Below are 18350 nucleotides of genomic sequence, written 5' to 3' on the forward strand. Positions count from 1 at the left end.
GCGGTCAGCCCAGGCGGGCCGCCAGCGCCCGGCCGAGGTCGCGGCCGGAGCGCCAGGCGCTCTGCACGCGGGGCTTGCCGAACGCGTCGCCGGCCAGGCCGATCCCGTCGGCGTCGAGGTGGTGGGTGTTCCCGGTGACGTCACCTGCCGGCTTGGCGTACGTCCAGCGGTGCACGTGCACGTCGGTGGCCTTCTCGGCCAGGCCCAGCAGGTCCCGGACTGCCTGCTCGATCGCCGGTCCGGCGCCGGAGGGCTGAGCCAGGTGCCCGGCGGCGAACTCCGGCACGGTGTGCGCCACCAGCACCGGCGCATCGTCACCGCGCCGGTCGCCGTCGTCGCAGATGAGGTTGAGCACCGGATGGTCGTTGACGAACGCGCCGTGGAAGCGCGGCCAGCGCCGGGACGGGAAACGCAGCACCGCGGCCAGGGCCGGCGACCAGGTCTGCGCCTGTACGACACGTGTGGCGTCGGCCAGGGCGGGATCGAGCAGCAGGGCGGCCTGCGGCCCCGGCATGGCGAGGGCGACCGCCGCGCACGGCTCGCCGTCGACTGCCGGGCCGGGCTCCACGGCGAGCACCAACCGGTCGACTGTCACCGGCACCGCGCCGGCCAGGTGCTCGACAAGCGACCGCAGCCCGCGTGGCGCGGCGTAGCGCAGCGGACCGGGCACGTCGTGACGGCCGTTCGCGTCGTACGACCAGAAGGTGTCGGTCCACTCCCGGGCCAGGCCGGCGGCACGCCACTCGTCGACCACCGCGGTGAAGTCCGGGTCGCTTGCGGTGAAGTACGCGGCGCCGATGTCGGCGGGACGGCCGTCGAAACGTTTGCTGGCCATCCGGCCGCCGCGGACGTGCCCCCGTTCACGGACCTGCACCGGCACCCCGGCCCGGACCAGTTCCACCGCGCAGGCCACTCCGGCGATGCCCGCCCCGACCACCACCACGCCCGAGGAGTTCACGCTCATCAGGTGATCGTAGGTGCCGACGGTCGCGGCGGACGGGCATGAACCGGCGGCGATCGGGGTACTGGCACACCTGTTCGAAGAAAGGGTGATGATGATGACGGACCGCAGCAACGACCAGCCCGACCCGCGTGGCGCGATCAAGGACCCCGACGAGTGGGTCACCGGCGACGAGCCGCCCACGGCGGCGCAGGAGTCGTACCTGGCCACGCTGGCACGGGAGGCGGACGCGACGCTGCCGGACGACCTGACCAAGGCCGAGGCGTCCAAGCGGATCGACGAGCTCCAGGCCGAGACGGGCCGCGGCCAGTAGGCCGACGGGTCAGGGACGCGGCAGGGTGTGCAACCGGACGCGCGTCAGGCGGGCTCCGGTCGTCTCGGCCGCCAGGTAGGTGGCGTGCGGCTGGGAGCGGCGGTCGGTGGGCGACCCGGGGTTGAGCAGGCGCAGCCCACCGGGCGCCACGCTGTCCCACGGGATGTGCGAGTGCCCGAAGACCAGCAGGTCGACGTCGGGAAAGCGAGCCGCGCACCGCTGCTCCCGGCCGGTGCGGGGGCCCGTCTCGTGCACCACGGCGACCCGCAGCCCGTCGAGGTCGACGCGGGCCACCTCCGGCAGCCGGGCGCGCAGCGCCGGGCCGTCGTTGTTGCCGTACACGCCGATGAGCCGCCGCGCGCGGGCGGTCATGGCGTCCAGCAGCGACTCGTCGACCCAGTCGCCTGCGTGCAGCACCACGTCCGCCGCCTCGATCGCCGTCCAGAGCGGCCCCGGGAGGTCCCGGGCTCGCTTGGGGAGATGCGTGTCCGCCGTGAGCACCAGCCTCATGCCGGCATCATCCCCCGAGCCGGGCCCGTCCACCCGGGGACGCTCGGCGCGTTCGCCCGCGGGCGGTTCAGCGCGACATCGGGGTGAAGTACGCCGGCGGCATGCCGAGACCGCGCAGGGCCGGGTTCTGCTCGACGTCACTGAGCACACCGGCGGCGTTGATCAGGCCGATGTGCGAGAACGCCTGGGGGAAGTTGCCCAGCTGCTCCCCGGTCAACGGGTCGATCTGCTCGGCGAACAGGCCGAGGTCGTTGAGCCGCCCGGCCAGCGCGTCGAACAACTCGTGCGCCCGGTCCCGCTCACCGGCGAGCGCCAGGCAGCACACCAGCCAGAACGAGCAGATGACGAATCCCGCCGGGTCGCCGTCCCAGCGCCGCAACAGGCCGTCGTGCGACAGCTGCTCCTCCACCGCGCGGATCGTCGAGCGCATCCGCGGGTCGTCGGCCGGGAGGAACCCCACCAGCGGCATGATCAGCACCGACGCGTCCAGGTCCTCGGACTCGAAACTGCCGGTGTACGCTCCGCGCCTGTCGCTCCATCCCTGGTCCAGCACCGCCGCACGCACCTCGTCGCGGGCTGCCGCCCAGCGGGCCACGTCCGACGGCCCACCGAGCCGTTCACCGAAGCGGACCGCCCGGTCCAGGGCCACCCAGCACTGCACCTTCGAGGACACGTGGTGGCGTTGGATCCCGCGCTCCTCCCACATCCCCGCATCCGGCAGCTTCCAGTCCCGCTCCGCCTTGTCGACGAGCGACCGGAGCAGGTGGTAGACGTCCGGCTCCAACGGCTCCAGCCGGTCGCGCATCAGCCAGGCGGCGTCCAACGCCTCACCGTAGATGTCGTTCTGTCGCTGCCGCCACGCGTCGTTGCCGATCATCACCGGCGGGCTGTCGCGGTAACCGGCGAGCTGATCCAGGCGGTGCTCGGTGAGGTCCCGCTCCCCCAGTACCCCGTACATGATCGGCACCGGCTCCTCGTCGATCCGGCCCATCGCCCGACCCAACCAGGTGAACTGCCGCTGCACCTCGTCGTAACAGGCGGTGCGCCACAGCGCCCGCAGCGTCAGGGTGAAGTCGCGCACCCAGACGTAGCGGTAGTCGTAGTTCCGGTCCCCGCCGAGCTTCTCCGGAAGCGAGGTGGTCACCGAGGCGACCACCGCGCCGCTTGGTCGGTACGTCATGCCCTGCACGACAAGCGCGCTGCGCCGGACCTGCTCGGCGTAGACCCCGTGGTACTCGTGCTGCCGGACCCAGGAGCGCCATCCCTCGGCCGTGTCGGCGATCGTCTGGTCGGCCTCGGGCACCTGCGGCGGCTGGGCGTCGTACGTCGGGGCGTACCCGAGGGCGAAGTTGTGGGTGGTGCCGGCGCGGACGGCGAACGTCGCGGTGGCCTCGCCGTCGCCGAAGGTCAGCCCCAGGCCGCTGACCAGCGTGAGCCGACTGGCCCCGCCGACGGCCTCCACGATCCCGTCCCGCTCGACGAGGAACGGCGTGGTGCGCCCGTACTCGAAGCGGGGTCGGTACTGCACACACATCGGCACCTCGCCGGACAGACCCCGCACACTGCGGACCAGCACCTGGGGCGAGCGCAGCCCGATGTCGTGCTCCCGCGCGCCGGGCTCCAGTGCGAGCGCGTCGGTCAACTCCACCTCGCCCTGGGCGGTGCGGAAGACGGTCCGCAGCACGAGGGTGCCGTCGAGGTAGCAGCGTTCGACAGTGAAGTCCCCCTCCGGTCGGATCGACCAGTGCCCGGCGTTGTCGCCGATCAGCCGCGCGAACACCGACGGCGCGTCGAACCGGCCCGGGCACCACCAGTTCACCGAGCCCGCGCGGTCCACCAACGCCGCCGTACGGCCGTCGGCGAGGAGACCGTGGTCGCTGATCTGTCCGCTCTGCACCCGCCTGCCTACCCGGACCGTCCCCGCACATGCCTCGCTCGGCCCCGCCCCCCGACGCCCGGCGGGCGTTACCGCTCGGCACTGGCGGGAACGCGGTCGGCTGACGAGGGAGGATGCTCATGACCTCAGCTTCGGGGCCGGCCGCCGCGTGGCGGTCCGGCACACAGAGTGGCGACGTACTTCCGTCCGGGCCGGCAGGCCACCTGTCGACGCCGGCCGGGGACGGGCACGGGCCGCAGGGCGGTCCCGCCACCGTGACGATCGGCTCGTATCCGGACTATCCGTCCGCCCAGAAGGTCGTCGACTATCTGGCCGACAACCGCTTCCCGGTGGAGCACAGCGCCATCGTCGGCACGAACCTCACGCTCGTGGAGACGGTGCTCGGGCGGATGACCACCGGCCGCGCCGCCCTGCTCGGCGCCGGCACCGGCGCCTGGTTCGGGCTCTTCATCGGCCTGCTGTTCGGCATCTTCACCGTGGGCAACTGGCTGGCGGTGATCCTTGTCGGCCTGGTCATCGGTGCGATCTGGGGCGCCGTGTTCGGCGCTGTCGCGCACGCGATGACCGGCGGGCAACGCGACTTCACCTCGGCCAGTTCGCTGCGCGCCGGCCAGTACGCGGTGACAGTCGACGCGCAGCTCGCCGACCAGGCCCGGCAGCTGCTGGGTCGGATGCAGGTGCCCGGCTCGACGCCCGCGAACGCCCGCTGAGCCATCGGCCGGACCGGCCGTCCCGGCGGCGCTGAGCCACCGGCACGACAGTCCCGGCCGTGCGGCGCGACCGACCGTCCCGGCAGCGCGCCGGGGCGGTCGGTCAGTCGTGGTACGCCAGCTCACCGGCCGCCAACGGCACCTCGACCCGGTTCTCCGGCGGTGCGAGGGGGCAGGCCCAGCGGTCGTCGTACGCGCAGCTCGGGTTGTAGAGGTAGTTGGCGTCCAGCCGGACCCGGTCGCCGGGCAGCAGCTCGACGCCCCGGCCGAAGGTGCCCTTCACCGTGTCGGTGAGGTACCGCCCTCCGCCGTAGGTCTCCTGCCCGCAGGTGCCGTCGCGCAGCGGCACGAACAGCCCTCCCCCGTACGCCTCGATCCACCACAGCGTCAGCGGACCCCACGGCGTCTCGGCCACCGCGACCCGCCGGTACGCGACGACCCCGTCCGGGCCGCCGGTGTCCACCCGCAGCTCGCCGGTGGCCGCCCGCAGCGGCGCCTCGACAACAGCCTGGGGGTTGGGCGGGTAGTACCGCACACCGGGGAAGCCGGGCCGCTCGGCAGGCGGGATCGGGCTCTGCGGGTGGGTGGCGAAGAGTTGGTCGCGGCCGGCGCGGAAGCCGGCCAGGTCGACGTCGGACAGGTACAGCCGGGCCACCCGCTCCCGCCAGTCGGCCAGCTCCAGATCGGTCAGCATCCGGCGGACTCCTGATCGAGGGACAACTCTCCGGACCGGAGGGGCCTGCCGCACGCCTGGCAACGGACTTCCGCGACGAACACCTCATCGCAAACATCATGGATGAAGTCGACAGTGGGCACGTCGGCATCGCTGTAGGTGTCACCCCAGCGCTTGAGCACGAGGATGACCTGCCCGAGATCCCGGCCCTTCTGCGTGAGCTCGTACCCCGCGACCTTGCCGTCCTCGCTCGATCGCGCCCGCAGGATGCCGGTCTCGGCGAGCTTTCGCAGCCGCGCGGCGAGGACGTCCCGGGGAGCGCCTACCGCTCGCAGGATCTCGGTGTACCGGGAGGCCCCGAAGGCGAGCGCTCGCACGATGTGCAGCGACCACCTGTCGTTCACTGCGTCGAGCGCCACAGCGAGAGTGTCCCGCGACGGTTTGGATTTCAAACCGTCGGTGCTACGGTTCGTCTGGTTGGACATTCAAACCACACTACCCGAGGAAGCACCCATGACGTCGCCAACCGATCCACCTACCGGGGCGGAAATGCCCGTCACCACGCAGCGCCTAGCCTGGATCCCGCTCGTGCTCACCGGGCTGATCATCGGTACGGCGTTCATCGCCGTCTACGTCGGGTTGCAACGCGATCCCGCGCCGAGCCGCCTGCCGATCGCGGTGGTCGGCGATCAGCTGGCCACCACCGCCCACGGGGGTTTCGGCGATGCCGTCGCCGTCAGGGAGGTCGCCACCGTCGAGGCCGGAGAGTCCCTGGTCCACAACGGCGACGCCGTCGCGGTGCTCAGCGGGACCGCCCCCGGCACGCTGACGCTCGACTACGCCGGCGCGAGCGGGTTCAGTGAGAGCGGCGCCGCCAGGCAACTCGTCGCCGGCCTCGGCAGGCAGGCGGGCATGACCGTCCAGGAGAACGACATCGTGCCGCTGGCGACGTACGACAGCCGTGGGCTGTCCGCCTTCTACGTGGTGTTCGGGGTCACTCTCTCGTCGTTCGTCCTCGCGCAGGGGCTCACCGCGGCGGCCACGAAGGTACGCCTGCGTCACCGGCTCTCCGCGATGGGCGGATTCGCCGTCGCGATCGGCGTGATCGCGGCCATCGTCGCCGGCCCGGTCTACGGCTCACTGACCGCACCGTTCCCGCTGCTCGCCCTGTCGCTCATCCTGCTGTCGGCCGCCAGCGCCTTCACGACGAAGGCCCTCGGGGCCTGGCTCGGCCCCATCGGTATCGCGCTCGCCGTGCTCACCCTCACCACCATCGGCAACGCGACGAGCGGAGCGACGATAGGCGTCGACCTGCTGCCGGGATGGGCACAGGCGATCTCGGCGAAGCTCCCCCCGGGCGCGGCCGTACGCGCGGTCAACAACTTCGGTTACTTCAACGGCTCCCACACGCTGGCGCCCCTCGGCGTCCTCGCCGCCTGGTTCCTGGCGGGGCTGGGCTTCGTCCTGCTCCGACAGCGGACCGCGCAGCGACGCCCGCTCGCCGCAGAGGCCGGACGATGACCGCCCGCGTCAGCCCGTACCTCAGCTTCGGCGGCAACGCCCGCGAGGCGATGGAGTTCTACCAGTCGGTGTTCGGCGGCAGCCTCCAGATCACCACCTTCGGCGACCTGCGCGCGCCGACCGAAGGGGCACCTGAGGACCTGGTCGCGCACGCGATGCTCAAAGGGGCGACCGGGATCGTGCTGATGGGCTCGGACCGGACACCAGGCGACGGCGCCCGCGGCACCACGTCGATCACCCTCGGCGGCGATGACGAGGCGGAACTCGTCGGGTACTGGGAGCGGCTCTGCGCGCACGGTGTCATCACCGTCCCGTTGGCCGGATCGCCGTGGGGCACCCGGTACGGCAGGTGCGTCGACAGGTTCGGGACCGACTGGCTGGTGAACGTCAGCCTGCCCACGACGTCCTGACCTGCGCGGAGGCACCCGGGTGCGGACCGGGCGGGCATGCCTGTCGTGCCCGCCCGGGCCGTCACGGTGACGGCCAGTTGCTCAGAACGGCGTCGAGGGCAGGATCGCCCGGGTCATCTCGGCGAGCCGTACGCCCGCGCTCGCGGCCGTCTCCGGGACGAGGTCGATCTGCTACCGCCTCAGCGATCGGTGGCCAGGCGGGCGTGCAGGTGCTCGTCGTAGCGGCGGCCGTCACCGTACTGGTACGACTCGCGCAACGTCCCCTCGGCGCGGTAGCCGGCCCGGTCGGCGACCCGGCAGGAGGCCGGGTTGGCCACGGCGTGGCACAGCTCCACCCGGTGCAGCCGCAGGTCGCCGAAGGCCCAGTCGGTGAGCCGGAGGACGGCCCGCGTCGCCACCCCGCGTCCGCGTGCCGCCGGTGTCGTCCAGTAGCCGATGGAGGCGTCGCCGTGGTGGATGTGGTGCAGCGACACCGAGCCGAGCAGCTCGCCACCTGCGGCGTCGACAACGGCCAGGGAGGCGTGGTCGCCGCCCGACCAGTCGGCCCGGCGACGCACCCAGAACAGGGCGGCCTGGTCGTCGACCGGGCCGCCACCCTGGGGGTTCCACTGGGCGATGGCCGGGTCGCGCAGGGCGTCGCGCACCGCCGGGGCGTCCGCCTCCCGCCACGGGCGCAGCAGCAGGTCGGCGGCGGAGAGTTCCACGTGTTCCACGAGGCCGGAGTCTCGCACACACCGCACCGGCTCCGCCGCCCGATTGCCCAGGCTTCCTTCAAAGCTGGAGCAATCACCCAGTCAACCGGACAGACGTGATGCACACGAGGCTCAGCAGCACTAGTTAAATTTTTAACTAGTGCTATCGTCATGGGCGTGACAGAGAGCCTGGACAGCACCCGAGCGGCCGCCTGGCGTGCCTACATCGAGGCGAGCCAGCGCCTGTTCACCCAGCTGGAAGACGACCTGCGCGCCGACAGCGACCTCAGCTTCGCCGACTACCACGTGCTGGTCCTGCTCTCCGAGGCGCCGGGACAACGACTGCGGATGGGCGAGCTGGCCGGCCGACTTGTCTTCTCCCCCAGCCGCCTCACGTACCAGATCTCCTCCATGCAGCGCCGCGGACTGGTGAGCAAGGAGGCCTGCCCGGACGACCGGCGCGGCAGCGAGGCCGTGCTCACCGCCGCCGGGCTGCTCACCCTGTCCGAAGCCGCACCCCACCATCTGGCGTCGGTGCGTACCCACCTGATGGACGACCTCGACGACGCCGAGGTCGCCTGCCTCACCCGGATCTTCGACCGGCTCGGCACCCGCCTGCGGGCGGCCCGGGCCACGTCGAGCACGCACGCCACGAGTTAAGGAGCCTCCCGATGCCCGCGATCACCGTTGACAACGTCCTCGTCCTGCCCCGCCTGCCCCGGCTCGACGAGTCCACCACCTTCCGCAAGGTCCGCACGGTGACCACCGCGCCCAGCGGCTTCGAGGGCGAGGGCTTCCCCGTCCGCCGGGCCTTCGCCGGAGTGTCGACGGCCGACCTGGACCCGTTCATCCACCTCGACCAGATGGGCGAGGTGGACTACGCGCCGGGCGAGCCCAAGGGCACCCCGTGGCACCCGCACCGCGGCTTCGAGACCGTCACGTACATCATCGACGGCATCTTCGACCACCAGGACTCCCAGGGTGGCGGCGGGACCATCACCGACGGTGACACCCAGTGGATGACTGCCGGCAGCGGGCTGCTGCACATCGAGGCCCCGCCGGAGCACCTGGTGATGAGCGGTGGGCTCTTCCACGGCACGCAGCTCTGGGTCAACCTGCCCCGCTCGGCCAAGATGAACCCGCCCCGCTACCAGGACATCCGCGGCGGCGAGTCGGCGTTGCTCACCACGCCCGACGGCGGCGCGCTGGTCCGGGTGATCGCCGGTGAGATCGCCGGGCACCGGGGTCCGGGTTCGACCTTCACGCCGATCACCATCACCCACGTCACAGTGCAGCCGGGCGCCCAGGTCGACCTGCCGTGGCAGCCCGAGTTCAACGCGCTTGTGTACGTGCTGGGCGGGCGCGGAACGGTGGGCGTCGAGCGTCGGCCGGTGCGTACCGGTCAGCTCGCGGTGCACGGTCCGGGCGACGCGCTGCGCTTCGGCGCGGACCGTGACCAGGACGCCAACACGCCGGCGCTGGACCTCTACATCATGGGTGGTCAGCCCATCCGGGAGCCGGTGGCGCAGTACGGCCCGTTCGTGATGAACACCCGGGACGAGCTGCTCCAGGCGTTCGAGGACTTCAAGGCCGGCCGGCTCGGCGTCATCCCCACCGAGCGGGTGCCGCACACCGACGGCCAGGGCCCGCGTCCCTGAGGGCTAGGTGATCCACTCCAGGCCGGGTATGTGGGGGCATCTCGTCGCCTTGGGCTCAAGTGGTTGTTGCAACGGGGTGGATTCTCGTCAGGATGAGGGGTCATGCCGGGGCAGAGGTTGTCGTCCGCGGAGCGGGCGCAGATTGAGGTGTTGTTCGGTCAGGGGTTGAGTTGTCCGCAGATCGGGCAGGTGATCGGGCGGGATCGCTCGACGGTGTGGCGGGAGTTGTCGCGGAATCACTGCGGTACGGGGGGTCGGGTGCCGACGGGTCAGCGGCATCCGCATGGTCCTGCTCCGGGGTATGTGGCGGGGGTGGGCTACCCGAAGGGGTGGGGTGGGGTGTATCGGTGGAAGTACTGTCACCGCAACGCTCAGGGCAAGGCGGATGAGCGGGCGCGGCGTCTTCGTGAGGGGACGTTGCGTCCGAGGTGGGGGCGGGCGTGGCCGCCGTTGTGGGAGACGGTCAGGGATCGTCTGACGCAGCGGCATTCGCCGCAGCAGATCGCCCGGTCGTTGCGGCGGGAGTTCCCCGACAGACCGGAGATGTGGGTGTCACACGAGACGATCTACCAGGCGATTTACTTCCAGGCCCGGGGTGGGATGCGCCAAGAACTCGCCCGGCAGGTCGCTCTGCGCTCAGGACGCACCGGCCGCCGCCAGCAGTCACGACAGGCCAGCGCGCTGCGGGGACGCCCGTGGGTGCGTGACTTTCACATCTCGACTCGCCCGGCGGAGGTCGCTGACCGGGCCGTGCCGGGGCACTGGGAAGGTGACCTGGTCATCGGCGCCCGAGGGTCCAGCGCGATCGTCACCCTCGTCGAGCGGGCCACCCGGTATGTGATGCTCGGCGCTCTGCCCGAATCGCGGGTCAGTGAACAGGTCATCGAGACCCTCACCGGTCTCATGCGCCGCCTGCCGGCCGAGTTGCGTAAGACCCTGACCTGGGACCAGGGCATCGAGATGATCCGGCATCCCGTGTTCACCCTGGCCACCGACTGCAAGGTCTACTTCTGCGACCCCCACAGCCCGTGGCAACGCGGCAGCAACGAAAACACCAACGGTCTCCTACGCCAGTACTTCCCCCGCTCCAGCACCGACTTCCGCACCTGGTCCCAGGACGACCTCGACGCCGTCGCCCGCGAACTCAACGGACGACCACGCCAAACCCTCGACTGGCAGAATCCAGCCGAGGTACTCCACAAGCACCTGGTTGCAACCGCCGCTTGAAACCGCCCGCGAGGAAGCCCCCACATCGGCGATCTGGAGATGATCAAGGCGCCGGAGCCGTACCGGCTGCCCCCTCCGCCGCCTCAGGAGACCGCGAAGATCCCCGCCACCCCGAGAATCACCATCAGCAACACCGCTACCAGCGCACCCCGTTCGCTCTCCACCGCCGGCTCGCGGTACTCGGTCACGGGGTTCGTTGTGTCGCGGGGCATGGTGTGGCCTCCTCGGCTGTTGTCGCGTGAGCGTCATCCAGGTCACCGGTCGGCCGACCTGGCATGCGGACCCGCGTCCGGGGTCCTACCGTGAGGACGTTGTCGACCTCCGGGGGGCTGGACGTTGCCGTTACAGGACTGGTTCCTCACCGCACAGGAACGGGCCAACCCGGTCTCTGGGTTACCCGTCTGGACCAGCGGAAACCTCGCCGAGCCGTTGATTCACGGCGCGGCGTACTTCGACCGGCTGGTCGACGAGGTGGAGGCGCTGACCGCCGGCGACCACCTCTTCTTCACCGACTGGCGGGGCGACCCCGACCAGCGACTGCGTCCGGACGGCCCCACAGTTGCCCAGCTCTTCGCCCAGGCGGCGCAGCGCGGCGTGGTGGTCAAGGGGCTGATCTGGCGCTCACACCTCGACGTGCTCGCCTACAGCGAGGCCGAGAACCGCAACCTCAGCGAGACGGTCTCCGCGGCCGGCGGCGAGGTGCTGCTCGACCAGCGGGTCCGCCGTGGCGGCTCGCACCACCAGAAGCTCGTGGTGCTGCGGCACCCGGACGACCCGGAGCGGGACATCGCGTTCGCCGGCGGGATCGACCTGTGCCACAGCCGCCGCGACGACGCCGCGCACGGCGGCGACCCGCAGCCGGTGCAGATGTCCCCCCGGTACGGCTCGAACCCGCCCTGGCACGACGTGCAGCTCGCGCTGCGCGGCCCGGTCGTCGGCGCGCTGGACACCCTGTTCCGGGAGCGCTGGACCGACCCGATGCCGCTGGACTCGGAGAACCCGATGGCGTACGCGCGGGACCGGCTGCGCGGCGCCGACCTGCGGCCGGACCCGCTGCCCGAGCAGCCCGCCGACCCGCCCGAGTGCGGGCCGCACCAGATCCAGGTGCTGCGCACCTACCCCGCCGTCCGACCGCGCTACTCCTTCGCGCCCGACGGCGAGCGGACCGTTGCCCGGGGCTACACCAAGGCGGTCCACCGCGCGCGCCGACTCATCTACCTGGAGGACCAGTACCTCTGGTCGACCGAGGTGGCCAACCTGTTCGCCCAGGCGCTGCGGGAGAATCCCGAGCTGCACCTGGTCGCCGTGGTGCCCCGGCACCCGGACGTGGACGGCCGCCTCGCCCTGCCACCCAACATGGTCGGCCGTGAGCAGGCGCTGTCGTTGTGCGAGCGTGCCGCGCCGGACCGGGTGCACGTGTTCGACGTGGAGAACCACGCCGGCACTCCGGTCTACGTGCACGCGAAGGTCTGCGTAATCGACGACGTCTGGGCCAGCGTCGGCAGCGACAACTTCAACCGCCGCTCCTGGACGCACGACAGCGAGTTGTCCTGCGCGGTGCTCGACGACACGCGCGACGAGCGGACGCCCACCGACCCGGCGGGTCGGGGCGACGGGGCACGGACCTTCGCCCGGGACCTGCGCCTGCGGCTCTGGCGCGAGCACCTGGACCGGGACCCGGACGGCGCGGACGACGGCGACCTGCTCGACCCGGCGGACGCCGTCGCGGCCGTCACGGCCGCGGCCGACGCGTTGCAACTGTGGTACGACGGCGGCCAGGTCGGTGACCGCCCGCCGGGCCGGCTGCGCCCGCACCGGCCCGAGCGGCTGCCCTGGTACACCCGCGCCTGGGCGCTGCCGGTGTACCGGCTGGTCTACGACCCCGACGGCAGGCCGCTGCGCGCGAGGTTGGCCGGCACCTGGTGAATCTGCCGGGCCGGCTCGGGCAGGCCGACCTCACCCGGGTGCACGGTGAGCCCGCCCGGGTAGGCGAACGAGGAGCGCGGCGAGAAGTAGCCGAAGCCGATTGTCAGCGGGTTCGCGGGGCGCAGCGCGTACATCGGGTGCCGGGGTTGCAGGAACTCCACCGACTCGATCTCGAACGGCGCGACCGGCTCGGCCACGAACGGGTAGACCGAGCTGAGCAGTTGACCGTCGCGGCAGGTGAAGTAGCGGTGGTGCCCGCTGCTGATCACGTGGCCGGTCTCCCCCACCCGACACCGGGCGCGGATCAGCGGCGTCCCCTCCGCCTCGGTCTCGGAGAGCAGCGCCTCGCCGTTCACCTCGATCCTGGTCCGGCCGGCGAGCGCGGGGGCGCCCCGCGCGGTGGCGTACTCGCGCACCAGCCGGCTGGAGGCCACGTAGTGGGTCCACCAGCCGCCCGCGTTGAGCCCGCCGGGCGCGTCCACGCCGGCGAGTGAGACGCCGAGGTACGTCAGCGAGTAGGCGCCGAAGCCGGAGGTCTGCGTCTCGTCCTCGACGACGTACTGGTTGAGGAACACCTGCCGGTCCGCACGGGGACGCAGCCCGGCGGGGACCAGCGCGGCGACCGCGTCCGGATCCGCTGGCAACCAGCTGAAGTAGAGCGTGCGACTGTTCACGACGAGCTGGGGAGCGGCTGGATCGAGCATGGTGCCTCCGAACCGGGTGTCTACCCCGCGACGCTACGGCCGGTCCCGCCGACGGGACAACGACGGATAGTCGACACTGCTGCCCGGTTGTCGGATTTCATGTTGACCGGTCGGCGGAGGGTGGCACACCGACCGGTCGGGCCGGACAGGATGACCGGGTGCCGCAGGATCGCGCGCTAAACGGGTAAGAGACCTCACAACCTGCGCGGTCGTTGCCGCGTTTGGGGCGTTTTGTTGCTCAACACGCCTTAAGTGCATCAACCTTTCGGCTAGATTTCCGGGAGCCGATCAGGTTAAGGTGAGTCCCGAACGGCCCATTCGAAGTTAAACCAAAGCGTCACGTCTTTTTGTCCGCGGACGAGGTGCAGGGAGGACCACCCATGACCGCGCCAACGATCACCGAGCAGGCGAGCACCACGGCTGCCGAGCAGACGAGCACCACCAAGCTGGACCCGCGGGCGCTCACCGACAGCGCCGCAGACCTGCTCAACGCCATGGCCGCACTGCCCGCCAACCACCCGTCGCGCGCCACGCTGCGCGACCGGGCGATCGAGGCCTGGCTGCCGCTGGCCAACCACCTCGCCCACCGCTACAGCGGGCGGGGCGAGCCGACCGACGACCTGGCGCAGACCGCCGCCGTCGGCCTCATCAAGGCCATCGACAAGTTCGACCCGTCCCGCGGCGTCGACTTCGCCGGCTACGCGATCCCCACCATCATCGGCGAGCTCAAGCGGCACTTCCGCGACCGCACCTGGGACATCCGGGTGCCGCGTCGCCTCCAGGAGCTGCGGCTGGCCATCTCCGACGCCAACAGCTCGCTGCTGCAGACCCTCGGCCGCTCGCCGACGGTCGCCGACATCGCCGCCCACCTCAAGCTCACCGAGGAAGAGGTCCTGGAGGGCCTGGAGGGCGCCCGCGCGTACAACGCGGTGTCGCTGTCCACCCCGACCGGCGACGGTGACCGGGCCACCGAGCTGGGTGACATGCTCGGCGGCGAGGACAACGAGTTCGAGCTTGCCGAGCTGCGGGTCGCCCTCGGCCCCGCGCTGGCCACGCTCGACGAGCGGGAGCAGAAGATCCTCACTCTGCGGTTCTACGGCAACCTGACCCAGTCGCAGATCGCCGACCAGATCGGCGTGTCGCAGATGCACGTCTCCCGGCTGCTGGCCCGGGCGCTGACCAAGCTGCGCGGTCAGCTCGACGGCACCTACTGAGGGCCTGCCCTGAACGCCACACGATGAGGGGCCGGGTCAGCGTGGCCCCGGCCCCTCATCGTGTGTCAGGACGTCCGATCGGCGTACCGGCCGGGTCGCTCCCCTGCGGGGAGGCGGCCCGGCCGGTCCCGTCAGCGGCCGGCGGGCTCCCGCCACATCGGCCAGAACGGCGTGCCGTCGGGCACCCGGAACGGCTCGCCGGCCCGGTAACCGTGCCGTGCGTACAGGTCCCGGCTGCGTGGACTGCTCGCCTCCAGGTAGGCGGGCATCCCGTTGGCGTCCAACCAGGCGTGGTGGTGCCTCATCAGCGCGGTGCCCAACCCCTGCCCCTGCCGCCCCGGCTGCACGGCCAGGAAGGCCATGTGGTGGTGGTCCGGATGCGGATGGTTCGCCGCGAACAACTCGTCGAGATGCTGGAACCGGTCGGTCCACTCGCCGCACGCGGCGGCGAGCCGGGCGTCGTAGTCGGGCGGCGGCGGGGCCGGCTCACCTACCGACGGGAGCCAGACCGCGACACCGGCCCGGTCCGCGGTGGCGTGCACGAACCCGTGCCGCATCGCGTGGTCGACAAGGATCTCGAAGTCCCCGGCCAGCACCGCCTCGCGCTTGCTCGCGTCGGGCACCAGCCAGTAGGTCACCTCCAGGACCGTGAACGCCTCCGCGATCCGGTTGGCGACCATCGTCGTGTCCGCAGGCCCGAGCTGTTCGATCGTCACGCTCATCGGGACGCCTCCGCACCGGCCGGCGTCGGCGCCTGCTGCTCCGCCGACCGCACGGCCGCCGCGGCGCTCGCCGCGCCGAGACCGATCCGGGCGTACGTGTCCGGACGGTTGCTGCGCAGCAGCAGCGCCCACGCGACGCCAAGCGCGGCCGCCACCGGGTAGACGGCGGGCAGTGCCCAGCGCAGGGTGGAGTCGGGTGCGACGCCCAGCAGGTCGGCGAAGTTCGACACGGCCAACCAGATGATCACGACGAGCGCGACGGTGGCCAGGCCGGGCGCGATGGCCCGCCGCCAGAGGGTCTCGCCGCCGTGGCGGACGAAGTAGGCGATCACCGCGACCGAGGTGGTGGCGATCAGCAGCAGCACGCCGAACCCGCCTGTGGTGCCGCCCCAGAAGAACAGCTGGACCACCGGGTCCCAGCCGTTGACGGCGTAGAGCAGGATGACCAGCAGGCCAAGGACGCTCTGCGCAAGCGACGCGGCCCGGGGCGAGCCGGTCCGCGGCGAGGTCTGCCCGAACACCGCCGGCAGCACCCGCTCCCGGCCCAGCGCGAAGGTGTAGCGGGCCGTGGTGTTGTGGAACGAGATCATCGCGGCGAGCACCGAGGTCAGGAAGAGCACCTGCCCGATGGTGACCGCGGTGTCGCCGAGCTGGGCGGCGGCCAGGTTGAAGATCAGCCCGACGCTCTGCTCGCCGGCCTCGGCGACGATCTTGTCCGGCCCGACTGCGACGGTCATGGTCCAGGACGAGAGCGCGTACAGCCCGGCGATGATCGCCACCGAGAGGTACGTCGCCAGTGGCACCGTCCGCTTCGGGTCCTTGCTCTCCTCGCTGAACACCACAGCGGACTCGAAGCCGACGAACCCGAGGATGGCCAGCACCAGCACCGCGCCCACCCCCGGCACGAAGAGGTTGTCCGGCGACAGGGCGGCGAAGCTCACCTGACCGTCGGCCGGGTTGCCGAGCTGACCCAGGTCGAAGACGAGGATCACCACGATCTCGGCGACCAGCAGCGCGGCGAGCACCAGGCCGTTGATGTCCACCCGCAGCAGGCCGAGCAGCCCGACCAGCGCCCACGCCACCAGGGCGACGATCGACCAGTGCGGGTGTCCGCCGAAGATCCGGTCGAGCACCGGCTCGGCGGCGACGCCGATGGTGCCGTACAGCCCGACCTGGAGCGCGTTGTACGCGATAAGCGCCACCCAGGCGGCGCCGACGCCGGCCGGCCGGCCGAGGCCACGCGAGATGTAGGCGTAGAAGGCGCCAGCGTTCTCGACCCGGCGGGACATCGCCACGTAGCCGACCGAGAACAGGGCGAGCACCGCGGCGACCACCAGGAAGGCCAGCGGTATGCCAGTGACGCCGATGACGCCGTAGCCGGTGGTGACGACACCTGCCACCACTGTCAGCGGCGCGGCTGCGGACAGGACGAAGAAGATGACCGAGGGGACGCCGAGGCGGCCCCTCGCGAGGGCTTCGGAGACGTTGCTGGGTCGGTCGACTGTCGATGTCGATGGCATACGACTACTCCGGTTGTCGAGGGGAGGGTTGGGGTTACCGGGGGAATCAGGGGATGCCGCGCAGCACGGCTGCGCCGACGGCGGCCTCGGTGTGCCCGACAAGCTCCTTCAGGGGCGCCGGCAGCGCGGGGATGAGGACGTTCAGCCGGTGGTGGGCGCGGGGGCCGGCGCTCCACAACACCTCGCGGGTCAGCCCGGCGGCCACGACCAAGCCGAGCAGCAGCGCGTCCGGCACGCTCGGCGGGTCGGGGCGGTCCAGCAGGGCTCGCAGCCGGGTGGCCGGCCAGGCCAGGGCGTTGAGGTCGATCGGGAGATAGCTGACCGAGGTGCGGAGCAGCCGCCGGCTCTCCTGGCGACGCAGCACACCGGCCCGGGCGAGCCGCTCGCCCACCGAGGTCGTCGCGCTCTGCGCCAGAAAGCTGAGCCAGACGTTCACCGCCCGGTGCTGGGACTCGCCGATCAACTGGTCGAGCACTGTGTGCGCCAGCGCGTCGGCGGGTGGGCGCCGGTCGATGACGGTGACCTGTCCACCCGAGACGGTGATGTGCCCGTAGAGGGTCAGCTCACCGAGGAGTCCGGCGGCCAGGCCGAGACCGGTCGCCGCCGGATGGAGCTTGGCCTTGCCGCGGGTGTCGTTGTGGGCGATGAGGAAGAACTCGTCGGCGATGAGCAAACGGTCCTCCCGCTCGAGTGTGTCCACAGTGTTCGCGACCCGGAAAAGGATGCACCGACAGCTACTGCAACGCAACTCCCAGATTTGATAGTTGCACTCCGTGCAGGCGCGACCTGCGGATCTTGTCGTGACAGACTCGGACGGTGACCGCCGCCTCCACCATCCGGCCCGCCGCCAGCCCCACCGTGCGCCGTCGACGCATCGCCCGCGAGCTCCGCCAGCTCCGGGAACGGGCGGGCATGACCCTCGACGTGGCCGCCCGCCAGCTCGACATGTCCAAGAGCAACCTGTCCCGGATCGAGACCGCGCAGATCGGCATCAAACCCCGCGACGTCCGGGCGGCGCTCGCGCTCTACCAGGTGACCGGCGCGGACGCCGAGGCGCTGATCGAGATCGCCCGGGGCGCGCAGCAGCGCGGCTGGTGGCAGAACTACAGCGACGTGCTGCCGGAGTGGTTCGAGTTCTACGTCGGACTGGAGGCCGAGGCGGCGGCGCTGCGCACGTACGAGGCCGAGTCCGTGCCCGGACTACTGCAGACCGAGGCGTACGCCCGGGCGATCTTCCGCCGCACCGCCGGCGAGGACGGCCTGGAGCGCAAGGTCGCGGCGCGGCTGCGCCGCCAGGAGGTGCTGCGCCGCGACGAGCCCGTGCAGTTGTCTGTGGTGCTCAACGAGGCCGTGCTGTTGCGCCCGGTCGGCGGCCCCGCCGTGATGGCCGAGCAACTGGTCCACATGAGCCACGTCGCCCAGTTACCCAACGTAACAATTCAGGTACTGCCGTTCGCGGCCGGCGAGCACCCGGCGATGACCACCCCGTACGTGATCCTCAACTTCGCCGACGCCGCCGACGCGTCCGTCGTTTACCTGGATAACCTCACGATGGGCCTGGCTCTGGAAGATGCCGATCATGTGCTCGGGTATAGCCTTCTGCACGAGGAGCTGTGCCGGATGGCACTCGATCCGGGGGCGTCGCTGACCCACCTCAAGGAGGCTTCTCGTAACTATGCGTGACCGCGTCTG

Annotated in this window: 21 protein-coding genes; 10 read left to right on the forward strand and 11 right to left on the reverse strand. The window is 71.4% G+C overall.

Annotated features, from left to right (window positions below; all coding sequences use genetic code 11):
• Positions 1-4 precede the first annotated feature (4 nt).
• Positions 5-943, reverse strand: coding sequence for an NAD(P)/FAD-dependent oxidoreductase (locus tag OOJ91_RS29265; RefSeq protein WP_266251465.1), 939 nt, complete (start codon positions 941-943; stop codon positions 5-7).
• A 115-nt stretch (positions 944-1058) separates the two neighbouring features.
• Here OOJ91_RS29265 and OOJ91_RS29270 point away from each other — a divergent pair, with 115 nt between their 5' ends.
• Positions 1059-1274 (forward strand): DUF3072 domain-containing protein, encoded by a 216-nt coding sequence (locus tag OOJ91_RS29270; protein ID WP_039905876.1) that lies wholly within the window; start codon positions 1059-1061, stop codon positions 1272-1274.
• A 9-nt stretch (positions 1275-1283) separates the two neighbouring features.
• Here OOJ91_RS29270 and OOJ91_RS29275 read toward each other — a convergent pair whose 3' ends face one another.
• Both OOJ91_RS29275 and OOJ91_RS29280 read right to left on the reverse strand, forming a co-directional pair.
• Positions 1284-1784: a metallophosphoesterase family protein gene (locus OOJ91_RS29275; RefSeq protein ID WP_266250073.1), complete on the reverse strand. Its 501-nt coding sequence runs from the start codon at positions 1782-1784 to the stop codon at positions 1284-1286.
• Between the two features lie 67 nt (positions 1785-1851).
• The gene (locus OOJ91_RS29280; protein WP_266250074.1) at positions 1852-3681 is read right to left on the reverse strand and encodes a glycoside hydrolase family 15 protein; all 1830 of its coding nucleotides are present in this window, start codon (positions 3679-3681) and stop codon (positions 1852-1854) included.
• Positions 3682-3800: 119 nt separating this feature from the next.
• Here OOJ91_RS29280 and OOJ91_RS29285 point away from each other — a divergent pair, with 119 nt between their 5' ends.
• Positions 3801-4391 (forward strand): general stress protein, encoded by a 591-nt coding sequence (locus tag OOJ91_RS29285; RefSeq protein WP_266250075.1) that lies wholly within the window; start codon positions 3801-3803, stop codon positions 4389-4391.
• 103 nt (positions 4392-4494) lie between these two features.
• Here OOJ91_RS29285 and OOJ91_RS29290 read toward each other — a convergent pair whose 3' ends face one another.
• Entirely contained in the window at positions 4495-5082 is a 588-nt protein-coding gene (locus OOJ91_RS29290; RefSeq protein WP_266251467.1) for a DUF1684 domain-containing protein, read from the reverse strand.
• A complete protein-coding gene (locus tag OOJ91_RS29295) occupies positions 5079-5483 on the reverse strand; it encodes a winged helix-turn-helix transcriptional regulator (protein WP_266250076.1) in 405 nt (134 codons plus the stop codon). The genes OOJ91_RS29290 and OOJ91_RS29295 overlap by 4 nt, the downstream gene beginning before the upstream one ends.
• Before the next feature lie 94 nt (positions 5484-5577).
• Here OOJ91_RS29295 and OOJ91_RS29300 point away from each other — a divergent pair, with 94 nt between their 5' ends.
• Both OOJ91_RS29300 and OOJ91_RS29305 read left to right on the forward strand, forming a co-directional pair.
• Positions 5578-6585, forward strand: coding sequence for a hypothetical protein (locus OOJ91_RS29300; protein ID WP_266250077.1), 1008 nt, complete (start codon positions 5578-5580; stop codon positions 6583-6585).
• Entirely contained in the window at positions 6582-6995 is a 414-nt protein-coding gene (locus OOJ91_RS29305; protein WP_266250078.1) for a VOC family protein, read from the forward strand. Before OOJ91_RS29300 ends, OOJ91_RS29305 begins: the two co-directional genes overlap by 4 nt.
• A 179-nt stretch (positions 6996-7174) precedes the next feature.
• On the opposite strand, the gene OOJ91_RS29310 is transcribed toward OOJ91_RS29305, so the two are convergent.
• Positions 7175-7708: a GNAT family N-acetyltransferase gene (locus OOJ91_RS29310; protein WP_266250079.1), complete on the reverse strand. Its 534-nt coding sequence runs from the start codon at positions 7706-7708 to the stop codon at positions 7175-7177.
• A 156-nt stretch (positions 7709-7864) separates the two neighbouring features.
• Between OOJ91_RS29310 and OOJ91_RS29315 the strand changes: the two genes are divergently transcribed.
• The 3 genes from OOJ91_RS29315 to OOJ91_RS29325 all read left to right on the forward strand — a co-directional run bounded on the left by OOJ91_RS29315 (position 7865) and on the right by OOJ91_RS29325 (position 10572).
• Positions 7865-8347, forward strand: a complete 483-nt coding sequence (locus OOJ91_RS29315; protein WP_266250080.1) for a MarR family winged helix-turn-helix transcriptional regulator — start codon at positions 7865-7867, stop codon at positions 8345-8347.
• An 11-nt stretch (positions 8348-8358) separates the two neighbouring features.
• Complete coding sequence (locus OOJ91_RS29320) at positions 8359-9345, forward strand: pirin family protein (RefSeq protein WP_266250081.1); 987 nt, start codon at positions 8359-8361, stop codon at positions 9343-9345.
• 102 nt (positions 9346-9447) lie between these two features.
• Entirely contained in the window at positions 9448-10572 is a 1125-nt protein-coding gene (locus OOJ91_RS29325; RefSeq protein ID WP_266250082.1) for an IS30 family transposase, read from the forward strand.
• An 83-nt stretch (positions 10573-10655) separates the two neighbouring features.
• On the opposite strand, the gene OOJ91_RS29330 is transcribed toward OOJ91_RS29325, so the two are convergent.
• Positions 10656-10784, reverse strand: a complete 129-nt coding sequence (locus OOJ91_RS29330; RefSeq protein WP_255545605.1) for a hypothetical protein — start codon at positions 10782-10784, stop codon at positions 10656-10658.
• Between the two features lie 124 nt (positions 10785-10908).
• On the opposite strand from OOJ91_RS29330, the gene OOJ91_RS29335 reads away from it, so the two are divergent.
• Positions 10909-12498 (forward strand): phospholipase D family protein, encoded by a 1590-nt coding sequence (locus OOJ91_RS29335; protein ID WP_266250083.1) that lies wholly within the window; start codon positions 10909-10911, stop codon positions 12496-12498.
• Here OOJ91_RS29335 and OOJ91_RS29340 read toward each other — a convergent pair.
• A complete protein-coding gene (locus OOJ91_RS29340) occupies positions 12447-13202 on the reverse strand; it encodes a hypothetical protein (protein ID WP_266250084.1) in 756 nt (251 codons plus the stop codon). The two genes, OOJ91_RS29335 and OOJ91_RS29340, sit on opposite strands and share 52 nt — an antisense overlap.
• Before the next feature lie 380 nt (positions 13203-13582).
• On the opposite strand from OOJ91_RS29340, the gene OOJ91_RS29345 reads away from it, so the two are divergent.
• Positions 13583-14416, forward strand: coding sequence for a SigB/SigF/SigG family RNA polymerase sigma factor (locus OOJ91_RS29345; protein WP_266250085.1), 834 nt, complete (start codon positions 13583-13585; stop codon positions 14414-14416).
• A gap of 131 nt (positions 14417-14547) precedes the next feature.
• Here OOJ91_RS29345 and OOJ91_RS29350 read toward each other — a convergent pair whose 3' ends face one another.
• The 3 genes from OOJ91_RS29350 to OOJ91_RS29360 are packed head-to-tail and all read right to left on the reverse strand — an operon-like array spanning position 14548 to position 17331.
• Complete coding sequence (locus OOJ91_RS29350) at positions 14548-15138, reverse strand: GNAT family N-acetyltransferase (RefSeq protein ID WP_266250086.1); 591 nt, start codon at positions 15136-15138, stop codon at positions 14548-14550.
• Positions 15135-16658 (reverse strand): APC family permease, encoded by a 1524-nt coding sequence (locus tag OOJ91_RS29355; protein WP_266250087.1) that lies wholly within the window; start codon positions 16656-16658, stop codon positions 15135-15137. The genes OOJ91_RS29350 and OOJ91_RS29355 overlap by 4 nt, the downstream gene beginning before the upstream one ends.
• Positions 16659-16704: 46 nt before the next feature.
• A complete protein-coding gene (locus tag OOJ91_RS29360; RefSeq protein ID WP_266251469.1) occupies positions 16705-17331 on the reverse strand; it encodes a GOLPH3/VPS74 family protein in 627 nt (208 codons plus the stop codon).
• A gap of 185 nt (positions 17332-17516) precedes the next feature.
• Here OOJ91_RS29360 and OOJ91_RS29365 point away from each other — a divergent pair, with 185 nt between their 5' ends.
• On the forward strand, positions 17517-18341 hold the full coding sequence (locus tag OOJ91_RS29365) for a helix-turn-helix domain-containing protein (protein ID WP_266251471.1): 825 nt from the start codon (positions 17517-17519) through the stop codon (positions 18339-18341).
• The last annotated feature ends 9 nt before the right edge of the window (positions 18342-18350 follow it).

The sequence above is a fragment of the Micromonospora lupini genome, assembly GCF_026342015.1.
Classification (GTDB): Bacteria; Actinomycetota; Actinomycetes; order Mycobacteriales; family Micromonosporaceae; genus Micromonospora; species Micromonospora lupini_B.